The organism is Mucilaginibacter corticis, assembly GCF_007558865.1.
GTDB classification, from domain to species: Bacteria; Bacteroidota; Bacteroidia; order Sphingobacteriales; family Sphingobacteriaceae; genus Mucilaginibacter; species Mucilaginibacter corticis.
Window position 1 is genome coordinate 1,418,281 of sequence record NZ_VLPK01000001.1, and the last position, 13,768, is coordinate 1,432,048.

Sequence of the window (13,768 nt, forward strand, 5' to 3'; positions counted from 1 at the left end):
TATATATTTGATAACCAATACATTAAAACCTACCAGACAAAAATTAAAATGACCAACGCTAAAGCATTGCTTTTCGCCGCATTTTTCGTTTTGCAAACTTGCGTATTTGCGCAGGCACCTGCTCAAAATTACCCGGTCGATTCTGCCTCTGTCGAACATCCCGGTGTACCAAAAGGCGAGCTTATCCAGTTAAAATTTTCCAACTCAAAAATATTCCCGGGTACTACGCGTAACTACTGGATCTATGTACCTGCCGAATACGATGGCAAAAAACCGGCGTGCTTATATGTAAACCAGGACGGCATCCAGTTTAAGGCCCCCACCGTTTTTGACAACCTGATCTATAAAAAAGAAATGCCGGTAACCATTGCTGTTTTTATTCAGCCGGGCACGGTGATGGCCGATGACGGCAATACGGCCAACAACCGCAATAACCGCAGCTACGAGTATGATAGCATTGGCGATACTTACGTCAATTTTTTACTAAATGAGCTTTTGCCCGAAGTAGAGAAACAAAAGACCAGGGATGGTAAACCCATCCTGCTATCAAAAAACGGGAACGACCGCGCTATCGGCGGTTCAAGCAGCGGCGCGGTTTGTGCGTTCACTGTGGCATGGGAACGGCCTGATCAGTTTTCAAGGATCTTCAGCTCGATTGGTACGTATGTCGGCTTCCGCGGTGCTGAACGTTATCCTACCCTGATCAGGAAATATGAGCCTAAACCATTACGCATATTTTTGCAGGATGGCACGCACGACCTTAACAATTACGTAGGCGATTGGTGGATAACCGCTCAATTGATGGAAAGAGCGTTGCAATATGCCGGTTATGAAGTGGCTCATGCCTGGGGCGAAGGCGGCCATGATGGCGTACAGGCTACCGCCATTTTCCCTGAAGCTATGCGCTTTTTATGGAAAGATTATCCCAAACCTGTTGCCAAAGGAATTTCTAAAAATGCATTTACCAGTACTATCACCATTCCGGGTGAGGATTGGGAACTGGTTGGTCAGGGCTACGGTTTTGCCGAAGGAACCGGTGTAAACGCCGCGGGAGAGGTTTTTTACCAGGATATCCCCAATGGCAAAACCTACAAAGTTGATGTAAACGGTAAACTGACACAACTTAAGATAGACTCAAAAAAGGCAGGCGGAACTGCCTTTGGCCCGGACGGAAAACGCTATACGGCGGCTACGGCCACCAACCAGGTTTTAAGCTATGATAAAGACAATAAAGAAAGCGTTGTTGCTGACGGTATTGCTTGTAACGACTTAACCGTTGCACACAACGGCAATATTTACGTAACCGCACCCGACGGTGATGACAAACCTGCCAAGATCTACCTGATCAAGCCCACTGGTGAAAAAACAGTAGTTGATGAAGGATTAAGATATGCTAACGGCCTAACGCTTAGTGCCGACCAAACACAACTATATGTTGCCGAAACTACAACCCATTGGATCTGGGTTTACCAGATTAAGCCTGACGGCACCTTAACCAATAAACAGCATTATGGCTGGCTGCATATGCCCGACAATGCAAACAATGCCGGTGCCGACGGCATGAAATGCGATCAAAATAACCGTGTTTACGCGGTTACCCGTTTAGGCATACAGGTGATGGACGAGATAGGCCGCGTAATATCTATTATACCTGTACCGCAGGGCAACGGACCTGCCAATATGTGTTTTGGCGGCCCCAATTTTGATATCATGTACGTTACCTGTAAGGACAAAGTTTACCGGCGCAAGGTTGGCGTAAAAGGGGCAAACGCATTTGCCGCGCCATTTAAACCTGTCACCGCACAGCTTGACCGTTAAACATCACCCGTAAAAATTAAGTTACCTGCCGTGTCAAAACATTATAACAGCTTTATTTGCATAATCCCATTTTAACCGTAATAATATGCCCACCTTGCTAAAATTTTTAAAGCCGATCCTGATTGTTTTATTAATTGCTGTTTTTAAGCCGGATGCTAATGCCCAAGCGCCAAAATTGCGAACGATACAAGCTAAGCACAGCAAAAAGACAATGTACCTTACATACAAAGGCCTTATTATGGCGGGTTACCAGGGATGGTTCAGGGCAGAGGGCGATGGCAGTAATTCAAGGCAATATGCTTACGGAGACGAAAATAGTTCGGGTATTGACCTGTGGCCTGATGTGCGCGAATATGAAAAAACTTATCAAACGCCATTTAAGTTGGGTAACGGCCAATCAGCTCGCTTTTTTAGCTCTTATGATCAAAGTTCGGTAGACCTGCATTTTAAATGGATGCAGCAATATGGTATTGATGGCGTATTTGTTCAGCGCTTTTTTAACAATGCAAAAAAAGAGAACAGAACGTTGAAAGGATCAACCGTTATCAGGAATGAGTTTGAGGCTGCCTCTAAATATAAAAGAGCTATCGCGGTTATGTATGATCTATCGGGCCTTGCTGCTTCGGGCGAAGACTGCTCATCAATAATAGAAGACTGGAAATACCTGGTTGATGAAATAAAAGTAACCAACCAGTCCGGCGCAAAAACCTATCTGCATGAAAATGGTAAACCAATAGTAGCTATCTGGGGAGTTGGTTTTCCTGACCGCCCTTATAACATCCGTAACATTGGCCTGGAACGCTTAATAGACTTTTTAAAGAATGACCCTGTTTATGGCGATTGCGAGATCATGCTGGGTGTACCGAATGCATGGCGTACCCTAAGGGCCGATTGCTTGCCCGATCCTTATTTACATGATATTATAAAACAATGTGATATTGTTTTACCGTGGAGCGTTCAGCGTTATTCACCGCTATTACATAACGATATGGACCGCTACCGTGACGATATCATGGATGACATGAAATGGTGTGCCGATAACAAATTAGAATATGTACCCTGTGTCTATCCCGGTTTTAGCTGGCACAATGTAAGCCGCCGCGAATTTCCGGATGATATTAAACCAGTAGGTTCTATTCCGCGCGAAGGCGGGCGCTTTTACTGGCAGATGCTGTCAACAGCTATGAAGGCCGGCGCGCAAATGCTTTACGTAGCCATGTTTGATGAGATCAATGAGGGTACTGCCATATTTAAGGTGACAGATAATCCACCGGTAATGCCTGAGGGATCGCCCACTATGTTTTTGGGACTTGAGGGTAAACCGTCAGATCTTTATTTAAAATTAACAGGCGAGGCCGCAAAAATGCTGCGAAAAGAAAAGCCACTTACCTTTAAAAAGCCACAACTTTAAAATATACTTATTAAAAATCCGGAAAATATGACAACACCATCAATCAACTTAAAAAGCATCTTCCGCCTGTCGGGCGTTATTGCTGTTATTATGCTGTTAACCGGCGCAAGCCTAATGGCAAAGCCCAAACCCAAAGTATTGGTATTTAGTAAAACCAGGGGATTCCATCATTCATCAATTGCAGTAGGCAATACCGCCATTATAAAATTAGGCGCTGAAAACAATTTTGATGTGGATACTACTACCGATGCCTCAAAATTTACTATTGATAATTTAAAGCAATATGCAGCTATTGTGTTTTTAAGCACTACCGGTATGAGTAACCAGTTGTTTACCGAAGACCAAAAAACTGCCCTGATGAAATATATAGAACAAGGTGGTGGCTATGTAGGCATCCACGCCGCAACTGATTGCTGTTACGACTGGCAGTGGTATGGCAACCTTTCTGGGGCTTATTTTAAAGGACACCCTGCGCAACAGGAAGCCATAATTGATGTGGTTGATCCGTCAAACATTGCTACCAGCTTTTTACCAAAAGAATGGAAAAGAAAAGACGAATGGTACTCGTTTAAATGGATGGCGACTGACCTGCACGTATTGCTAAAAATTGACGAAAGCAGTTACGATCAGCAAAATCCAGACCTTAAAATGGGCGACCACCCTATGGCCTGGTACCATGAGTACGATGGCGGCCGTGCTTTCTATACAGAGCTGGGCCATACAGATGAATCATACGCCGATCCGCTTTATTTGAAACATATACTTGGCGGTATAAAATACGCCATAGGTAAGAAATAGATAGTGATATTAACAGGCGAGTTAATTCAGTACTATTTCTGCAAATGACTATACGCCTCCTGCATATTATTTTTTAACAGCTGGAAATTGGGGCTCAAAGCCAGTCCTTTTTTTCCGGCTGTTATTGCATTGTCCCATTGCTGTAATTTGTTGTATGATGCGCAAATATTATTATAAGCTTCAGGGAAGTTGCTTTTCAGTTTGATGGCTTCGTAACTGGTTTCAATACACTGTTTAAACCTGCCGGCATTGTAATACAACAGGCTTAATTCTAAATATTTTTCGGCCGTTGGCGATGCTTTTATCTTTTCTGCCTCCACATCTATTTTGCTTTTTTTGTTTTTGGCTGCTTCCAGATAGCTTTTAGCGTCCGCGTTGTCCGGCGCAAGTTGCAGGGTAGCTAAGGCTTCTTTTCTTAACTCGTTCCAATTATCGGTATTTTGATAAGCTTCCATCAGCAGAGAATGCGCAAATAGATCTCCCGCCGACAAACTAATGGCTTTTTGCAGATTAGTGATAGCCTCCAGGTAATGCCCCTGGCTATTTAAAAAGCGCGCGTAAAATATATAAGAGTCAGGATAAGCGCTGCCAAGCCAAAGCCCTTTTTTAAAATAGGTCTCGGCCTCATCAATATGCCCCGTGGCCGCTTTTAAAATGGCTATATTAATGTACAAGCTAAAATAGTTGGGTAATAGTTTTAACGCGCGCTGGTAATAAATATCGGCAGTAACATAGTCCCCGGCGGCCATTTTGCTTAGACCGTAGTTCATTAATCCGCGGCCGTTTTTCGGGCTTTTTATGGCGACATCATGCCAAAGACTTTCCTCGTCATGCCAAACCTCATTACGCTGCCAGGTACCGTAGGCATAGGTGGTTAACAACAAGCCTAACAACACCGCGAATATTGTTTTATATGCTGGCAGTTGCTTTGCAATAACAGGTGCAAGTTTTTTAGCTATCAGGGCAATAGTCCAGCTTACGCTGATTAGCAATCCCACAAAAGGAAAATACATCCGGTGATCATTCAAAACCTCGCCTAATGGAACAACACTTGACGATGGCACCAATGCCAAAAAGAACCACAAAATACCAAAACTGATGGGCCGCAACAACTTCTTTTGAGACGTGATAACAGCGATAACCAACATCGCCAAAACAAAAGCCGAACCAACAAAAAAACGCCAGTCAGCGATGTCGGGCAGCAGGCCCCAATCCGAGTCGGCACTTAACGCATTCGGCACAAAAAACATGCAGAAATAATGTGCAATAACAAAAGGCTGTGTTATCAAATATTGTAATGGAGCGGTACCACCCGGCTGCCAGCTTTGGGGGGTTAACTTGTTAATCAGCCAATACATAAAAACACAGGCGACAAAAGCCGGGGCCGCCTTTTTTATAACTGCAAACACCTGTTTAAACCTGCTTGGTTTAAATATATCGGCAATGCCCAATTGTTCCTCAAAAAGAAGTAGGTAAACAAAAAATATAGGCGCGAACATGATGGACGGAGGCTTGGCAAAAGCACCGATAATTACCGGTATTAAATACAAATAAAACTTACGGCTTATTGCCGAATATTGATACAAGGCAAATGCTGCTACCACCGCGAACGTAGATTGCAGATCAGACCGTGCAATTACATAATTTATGGTTTCGGCTATGGCCGGGTGTAACAGGTAAAGCGTTGCTGCTATTATAGCAATAAGCGCATTAGTGTTATCATCATCGGATACGGTAATGTTAAACAGTTTCCGCATAAACCTGGCCATAAGTATTCCCTGTAACAGGAAAAGTATAAATGAAGACAAGTGGAAGAAAAAGTAATAATAGCCGCCGCCTAACCAATAATCAAACGCCAGCGATGTGGTTACCAACGGGCGGTAAGCCTGATTTTGTGGCAACGAGCTGCTGGTACTACCATCTGTAAAAAACAAAGGGATGTTATGAATATTACGGATGTAGGCATTGTTCTCTATCGTATGCGAATCATCAAAATGAAAGCCGTTTTGGAAATGGTTTGAATAAGTGATAGTACAAGCTATCAGCATTAAGAAAATATAAAACCTGTAAGTCTGCTTTTTCAATCAGTAAATTAATTTTATGGGGGACGAAATTATTAACGATTTATTGTTTGGAACGTCCATTTGATGGCGCATTTAACCCTTTAAATCGTCCGGAATAACCCTGTGCTTATTACGTTTTATCTGTTAAGTTTGTTATCATATTAAAGCAATGAAAACAATATTCGACAAAGAAACCCGCGACGAACTGATAACCAGGATCCAAACCCTTAATCAAAACAGCGTACCGCAATGGGGTAAAATGAATATATACCAGATGCTGAAACATTGCACCCTTTGCGAAGAGATGTATTTAGGCAAGACCGTTTACCCGCGCCAGTTTATCGGCAGGATATTTGGTAAAATAGCGTTAAAGAATTTGACTAAGGACGATGCACCCATGGGTAAGAACGCCCCAACCAACCGCAGCTTTAAAGTACAACAGATTGCTGGAAACGTATTAGACGAACGCGATAAATGGATTACCTTGATCGGGGAATATGGTAATTATAACCAACCCGAATTTGTGCATTGGTTCTTCGGGAAGATGACCAAAGAACAAGTTGGCTGCCTGGCCTACAAGCATACAGATCATCACTTAAGGCAGTTTAACAGTTAAACAAAAAGGCGGTGATTTATAGTCACCGCCCTTTTTGTTTATTGTGCGTCCAACTGCAGCACTACACTGCTGCGGCCCGAGTTAACTTTCGGGTTGATCCCCACTTTCATCAGGAAATCGCCGGTGTAAGTTTGGTTCTCGTCAACTCCCGAATTAGTACCAGGGTAAAGATTGATCTCTTTTACCTTATATTGTTTAGCGGGGTCCAGCCCTTTCAGTCGGATAGGTGCTTTGCTGCCCTCGTCATAACGGTAATTCACCAGGTAGTTAAACATAATGGCTTTGGTCTTAGCTTCATTAACATAAGCTACGGAAGCCACAGGGTTTTCGCGCGGATCAAGCAAACGGTATTGATCGCCATGCCAAACTACGTCCTTAAAACCGTTAAAGTTTGTTACTGCATTTTGAACAAATTTCAGGTCGTTTTCAGGCAATTTGCTGATAACAATATCAAAACCCAATTTACCCATTGAGGCCACATCTACACGATATTTGATCGGCAGCTTGCTCCAATCAGTCACGTGGTTTGAGCTTGCTATTGATGGATAAAAATATGAGTACTCCCATTGTATAAACACACGTTCAAGCGGGTCTGTATTATCACTTGGCCAAAATTCAGTGAAGTATTGTAGCGCATTATAATCAACACGGCCGCCACCGCCAGAGCACAGCATCATAGGCACCTTTGGATACTTGGTACGAATACGTGACAACACGTTATACAGACCTTTCATATAATCCACATAAAACTGCGACTGATCCTTTTTTAAATATGCCGAATAAGCGTTATAGATAACCGCGTTGCAATCCCATTTAATGTAAGCAAGCGCCGGGTTTTGGGTGAACAGATTATCGACGATACCATAAACAAAATCCTGCACGGTAGGGTTAGCCAGATCCAACACCAATTGATTACGGAAATAGTATTCGTCGCGCTTTGGTTGCTTAATTACCCAGTCCGGGTGTTTTTCATAAAGCTCGCTTTTAGGGTTTACCATTTCAGGCTCTATCCAGATACCGAACTTTACGCCATTATCGCCTGCCCCCTTTACCAGTGAGGCAATGCCATTTGGCAGTTTGGTTTTGGTTTCCTGCCAGTCGCCCAAACCTGAGTGGTCGCCGTTACGTGGATATTTGTTGCCAAACCATCCATCGTCTAACAAAAACATATCTACGCCCAGTTTCTTGGTATCTTTAAGTAATGCAGCCAGCTTGGTTTCATCAAAATCAAAGTAAGTACTCTCCCAGTTGTTCAACAGGGTTAAACGACTGCCGTTACCATCAAGCAATTTATAGTTGCGTGCCCAGTGCTGTAGCTTGCGGCTGGCCTCGCCTTTACCATTTGCCGATAGTACGGAAAGGAACGGCGGCGTAGTAAAGCTTTCATTAGCCTTTAATTGGTAAGCCGACGCGTAATTGTTAATGCCTGATATGATGCGCAGGTTATTTTCAGGATCAAGCTCCAGGTCGGTGCGGTAGTTACCGCTCCACTCAATCGAGCCATATAAAACAGTGCCCTCATCCTCGGTAGCCGGTTTATCCATCGATACCATAAATACCGGCGGTTGGAACAGATCGGCACGCGTGCCTAACTTGCTGTCAAGCGTTTTAATGCCATGAGTTATCTGCGAAGTTTCAGGGCGCATCTCCTTGGCCCAATCACCATGATATTGTGTTAAAAAGAATGAGCCGGCTTTCAGGTACAGATCGGCTGATGCAAACTTGTTTAAAACAATAGTTCCTTTTTCGCCATTGCGGATAGTGCTCCACTGCTCAATCACATCATCTTTAAAATATGATTTGTAATAAAGTGTAACCTCAGTATTGTACACCTGGTCTTTGAGTACGATAGAAAGTAAACTCACATCGTCGCTTACCTTATCAACCTTATGGCTAACATATTTCAAGTCGAGCGATTGGTTGCCGTCGGCATGTGTAATGGCAATGGCCGGCTCTAATAAGTTACGTGATCCCGCCGGGGCATAGGCCGAAGCCATTAGCCCTGTATAGTCATTATCTTTACCATAGGCTGCCGAAAGGTGGTTATATTCTTTGCCGTCTGCTAGTTTGGGGCCAAAGTAAATGGTGCTCAGATCGTGTTTATCATCAGCCTCTAAAACCAACGCGTTCTTGTTGGTTTCAATAGGGATGGTAACCGTTTGTGCCAGCGCGCCGCTTTTTGACAGCGCCATTAACGCCAGTGGAAGAACAACAAATGAAGATTTCAATTTCATGGTTTATATATTATATACAATATTGGGTGCAGGTTCTTATCCGCATAATTAAATAATCAGTTTAAATTAAAAGTAAACTTTTACGGCTATTAATTAACTGAATTTTACCATTAACCTTAACTCTTACTTTTTTGGCCTGCGGCGATGTTATTTTATAGCTGGTTACCTTTCCGTCTTTCCAGTCCATATCTACCGTAAAGTTACCCCGAGCCTTCAGGCCTTTAACGCTGCCCGACGCCTTCCAGCTATCCGGGATAGCAGGCAGCAGGTTAATATAGCCCTCATGGCTTTGCACCAGCATTTCTGCAATACCCGCGCAGGCGCCAAAGTTACCGTCTATCTGGAACGGCGGACCGGCTGATAACAGGTTAGGGTAAATGCCACCACCAGCCGAGTAATTTATGCCTGTTGCAGTTACCGGTTTCATCAGCTCATGGAACAACTTGAACGCGCGGTTACCGTCATGCAGCCTGGCCCAGAATAACAGTTTATAGGCTATTGACCAGCTCGGGCCATCATCGCCCCTTACGTTTAAGGTTTTCTTTGCGGCCTCGGCCAATTCGGGTGTGCCATCGGCGGTGATCTCTGATGCGGGGTAAATACCATACAGGTGTGATACGTGCCTGTGTGTCGGTTCGGTTTCGGCATAATCTTCCAGCCATTCCTGGATCCGGCCATCTTTGCTGATGATGCCTGCCGGCGGGATCTCTGTCAGTCTTTTCTTTAGCTGATCGCGGAAAGCCACGTCTACACCCAGCGTTTCTGACGCGTTGATAACGTTGGCAAACAGCTCGCGCATGATCTGGTTGTCAATGGTAGCGCCAATGCAGATACTGGCGTGGCGGCCACTGCCGTCAGGCATCATAAAGCTATTCTCAGGCGATGATGATGGTACCGTAACCATATACCCGCTTTTAGGGTCTTTAACCAATATGCTGTTGTAAAACTGCGCCGAGCCCTTCAATATCGGGTAAATGCTTTTAAGGTAAGCCTTATCGTCGGTAAATGCGTAATGATCCCACAGGTTGCTGCATAACCAGCCTGAACCGGCCTTGGTTATCCCCCATGAGGCGCTTTCGCCGGGCTCTGTCCAGCCCCAAATGTTGGTGATCACGTGGGCAACCCAGCCATCGGCATTGTAGTAGGCTTTAGCGGTACGTTCACCGTTCTTTACCATGCCGCGCACCAATTCAACCAGTGGCAGGTTCAATTCTGACAGGTTAGAAACCTCAACCGGGAAATGGTTCATCTGTACGTTCACATCCAGGTGATAATCGCCGTTCCATGGGGTATGCAGTTGGTTGGCCCAAAGCCCCTGCAAATTTGGCGGCAGCAGACCCACACGGGTACTGCAAACACTCAGGTAGCGGCCATACTGGTAAAACAGCACCGGCAGCAGTTTATCATTATCCGGGTTGTTATGAAAGCTGATCAGCCGCTGATCGGTAGTTTCATCGTCATTGCTTTTACCAAGGTCAACACTCACGCGGTCAAACAGCTTCTTGAATTTGGCTGTGTGCTCCTGTTTTAATTGGTTATAAGACTTATTCATGGCGGCACTTAAGTTCTGCGCCATTTTAGCTTTGAAGTTCGGGCTTCTAAAATCGGTAGTGGCGGATATATAGATGACAACCTCTGTAGCGTTCTTTATTACCAGGCTATTGCTTGTGCTTGTCAGCGTTCCGCCGGTTAGTTTGGCTTTAACATTGGCTATGTATTGCATACCATTGCCGTCGGTACCGTTGTCTAAGCGGCCCTCCATCTGCAAGGTGTTACCCTTGGTGCTGGTGGTTGAACGCTCGGGCCTGCTAATGTTGATATTGAAGTTCAGCTTACCCGGCTTGTCGGCGGTGAGCCTGATCACATCCACATCGCCGCTAAAGCTGGTAAAGTACTCGCGTTTGTAGGTTACGCCACCAAGCTGGTATGAGCTTTTGGCTATGGCGTTATCTAATGACAGCTCGCGCTGGTAATTGGTATATTTTGAAGCATCGGCACTGCCGTAATCAAACTGTAGATCAAGCGTGCCCAATACCTGGAAACAGCCCCATTGCCTGCCACCCGATCCCGGGCCTTTGCATACAAAGTCCTTGTCTATCAGGTTTTGCGCCTCTACGTTCTTGCCGGCCAGGAGTAGTTCACGGATCTCGGGCAGCTTCTTGTATGCATCGTAATTGTTTGCATCCTGTACCGAGCCCGACCAAAGCGTGATATCGTTCAGCACGATCTTCTCGTCGCTGATATCGCTGTTAGGCATCATCCCTAAACGGCCGTTGCCCAGAGGCAGGGTTTGCTCCCAGTTGGCGGCAGGTTTATCGTAATGCAACCTTAATGGCTGCTTTTGTGCAAACAGGCTGGCCGATGTTAATACGAAACAGAGTACAACAGGCGCTAAGTTCTTTAAGTTCATTAGTTGTGATGTTATTTTACGCAAGAAAGAAATTGGTTTATAATCAGCTTACAATTCTATAGTAAAATACAGGTTCTAAAAATAGACAAAAAGATTTTAAAGATGGACAATCGTATCTTTTGATATTGTAACAGGTGTACCAAACTGAATGTGTCCCAATGATACACTTTGATACACCCGTTTTTGTAATAAACTGAAATACAAATAATTGAATTTTCAATCCTGACCTCAAGATACAGTTTGGTACACTTTTTTATCTTGTTTTGTGAATTTTACGATATTTTAAAGGCGACATCCCTATCAGTTTGCTAAATAAGCGCGAGAAATAATACTGGTCATCAAACCCCAGCGTAGTGGCAATTTCTTTGATACTGCGGTCGGTAAAATACAGGTGCTGGCATGATGCCTGGATCTTTAACAGGTTAAAATAATTGATGGGCGATGACCCCGTTTTTTGATGGAACAACCTTGAATAATGCGATACCGAAATACCGCGCTGCGAGGCAAGGTCCTCTATCAGCAGCTTTTTCTGGATATTCTTTTTCATGTAAGCGATAGAGATACTTACCGAATCGGTATCATACGTCACCGGGTTTAACTGCTTATAATACACCAGCGAGGCAATAAAATGCTGCAGGTATAAATTGGTGATCTCCATTTCTTTTTCATGAAAGCTATGCTCCAGTATGGCGTATACCTGGTCAAATAATTTTATACGGCTCTCATCATACGGGATAGCATGTACACAGGGCGCGTCCTGTTCCGTCGATCTTTCATAGAGCGCATCGGCAGTTAAGCCGCTAAAGTGTACCCAATAAATACTCCAGGGATTAACATTGGCGCTTTTATACCGGTGCCCAACATTTTTAGGGATAATGATAAACGTATTGGGTTTAAGGTTGTAAACCTCGTCGTTCAGGTATACATCGCCCTCGCCGTCCACACAGTATAATAATATATACTGGTTGCTGCCGGTCTTTCTTTCACGGTCATGGTATATGGCTTTGGGGTAATAGCCAATGGCCGTTAAGTACAGGTTCTTTATCAGCGGGTTATTTACAATGGACCGCTTAACGTTCGGCGGCAAAACAATCATCCGCTGGCCAATAAACCCTTCCTTTATTTTTTTATTGATTTGAGTAATATTGTTCATTATAGCCCGGCTTATGTTGGCGCTGATAGTGCATCAAATGTACATTTTCAACTACTAAGATAAAAAATACCGCTTGTAACATTTTAATGTTATGATAATATTGTCCATTTAATAGTAAACTTTGTCCATTTTTAAATTTACCGGCCCCTGCTACTTTTATCAGCCGATTATAAATATTCTGTACGCAATAAATTATGAGTAAAAGCATCACCCGTAAAGCATGGGGAACTGTACATAACGAAGATATTTACCTGTTTAAGCTTGAAAACAGCACGGGCGCTTTTGTCGAGGTGACCAATTACGGCGCTACGCTGGTAAGCGTGGTTGTGCCCGATAAAAACTCGGTGCCCGGAAATGTCATTATCGGCTTCCCTAATTTGGAGGGGTACCTGGATGATAATTGTTATATCGGATCTACCATCGGCCGCTACGCCAACCGTATCAGTAATGCCCGGTTCACATTAAACGGCAACATTTATCAATTGGAAGCTAATGATGGTATCAATTCAAACCATAGCGGATCAGGCGGTTTTAACAGCAAGGTGTTTGGTTTTGAAGTAAATCCTGACGAATTGGTTTTTGTGCTGCACAGCAATGATGGAGATGGCGGTTTCCCCGGCAATTTAAGCCTGCGGGTAACTTATAAATGGAGTGATGACAATGAACTGCTGATCCATTACAAAGCGGTGAGCGACCAGGACACCTTTGCAAATTTTACCAATCACGCTTATTTTAATCTGTCAAACGGCGACCTGAACATTGCCGACCATCGCCTTGAGATCAGCGCGGATAACATCGTAGCCGCAGGCAGCAACTATATCCCGACAGGCGAAATTACACCTGCCGATGTTGCTTTTACAGGTGATAGTTTGAGGGACGGGGACGATAACATTAAAAGTGTCAATTCGTACTATATTTTAGATAAGGATAAGGTAGCCGCAAACCAGTTCGCTGCTAAATTGACGGACCAATCATCGGGCCGGACCTTAACTGTAAACACTTCTAATCCCGGCATATTTTTGTACACGGGCGACTATTTAAACAGCAAACATTTTAACCATAACAACCGCTACTGCCAGCCGTTTGAGGGCCTTTGCCTGGAATGCCAGCTTTATCCCGACAGCATGAATAAACCCGGTTTCCCATCGGCTATGCTGCCTAAACACCATATGTACAGCCAGTTTATTACCTTCAAATTCGGCCTTTTATGAGAAACCTGATCTTACGTCATAAAGCTTACCTCACTCCAAAAAATGGGCACTTTA

Annotated in this window: 9 protein-coding genes; 5 read left to right on the forward strand and 4 right to left on the reverse strand. The window is 44.2% G+C overall.

Going from position 1 to position 13,768, the window contains the following annotated elements; genetic code table 11:
* Positions 1-48 precede the first annotated feature (48 nt).
* The 3 genes from FO440_RS06110 to FO440_RS06120 all read left to right on the forward strand — a co-directional run bounded on the left by FO440_RS06110 (position 49) and on the right by FO440_RS06120 (position 4,027).
* A complete protein-coding gene (locus tag FO440_RS06110) occupies positions 49-1,818 on the forward strand; it encodes an SMP-30/gluconolactonase/LRE family protein (RefSeq protein WP_144247326.1) in 1,770 nt (589 codons plus the stop codon).
* An 85-nt stretch (positions 1,819-1,903) separates the two neighbouring features.
* Positions 1,904-3,229, forward strand: coding sequence for a glycoside hydrolase family 71/99-like protein (locus FO440_RS06115; protein WP_246104180.1), 1,326 nt, complete (start codon positions 1,904-1,906; stop codon positions 3,227-3,229).
* 27 nt (positions 3,230-3,256) lie between these two features.
* Entirely contained in the window at positions 3,257-4,027 is a 771-nt protein-coding gene (locus FO440_RS06120; protein WP_144247327.1) for a ThuA domain-containing protein, read from the forward strand.
* 32 nt (positions 4,028-4,059) lie between these two features.
* On the opposite strand, the gene FO440_RS06125 is transcribed toward FO440_RS06120, so the two are convergent.
* On the reverse strand, positions 4,060-6,111 hold the full coding sequence (locus FO440_RS06125; protein WP_144247328.1) for a hypothetical protein: 2,052 nt from the start codon (positions 6,109-6,111) through the stop codon (positions 4,060-4,062).
* A 148-nt stretch (positions 6,112-6,259) separates the two neighbouring features.
* On the opposite strand from FO440_RS06125, the gene FO440_RS06130 reads away from it, so the two are divergent.
* Positions 6,260-6,706, forward strand: a complete 447-nt coding sequence (locus FO440_RS06130; protein WP_144247329.1) for a DUF1569 domain-containing protein — start codon at positions 6,260-6,262, stop codon at positions 6,704-6,706.
* Between the two features lie 38 nt (positions 6,707-6,744).
* On the opposite strand, the gene FO440_RS06135 is transcribed toward FO440_RS06130, so the two are convergent.
* The 3 genes from FO440_RS06135 to FO440_RS06145 form a co-directional block, all read right to left on the reverse strand.
* A complete protein-coding gene (locus FO440_RS06135; protein WP_144247330.1) occupies positions 6,745-8,940 on the reverse strand; it encodes an alpha-galactosidase in 2,196 nt (731 codons plus the stop codon).
* A 61-nt stretch (positions 8,941-9,001) separates the two neighbouring features.
* Positions 9,002-11,350, reverse strand: a complete 2,349-nt coding sequence (locus FO440_RS06140; RefSeq protein ID WP_144247331.1) for a glycoside hydrolase family 95 protein — start codon at positions 11,348-11,350, stop codon at positions 9,002-9,004.
* Between the two features lie 253 nt (positions 11,351-11,603).
* The gene (locus FO440_RS06145; RefSeq protein WP_144247332.1) at positions 11,604-12,503 is read right to left on the reverse strand and encodes an AraC family transcriptional regulator; all 900 of its coding nucleotides are present in this window, start codon (positions 12,501-12,503) and stop codon (positions 11,604-11,606) included.
* A gap of 194 nt (positions 12,504-12,697) precedes the next feature.
* Between FO440_RS06145 and FO440_RS06150 the strand changes: the two genes are divergently transcribed.
* On the forward strand, positions 12,698-13,714 hold the full coding sequence (locus FO440_RS06150) for an aldose epimerase family protein (protein WP_144247333.1): 1,017 nt from the start codon (positions 12,698-12,700) through the stop codon (positions 13,712-13,714).
* The last annotated feature ends 54 nt before the right edge of the window (positions 13,715-13,768 follow it).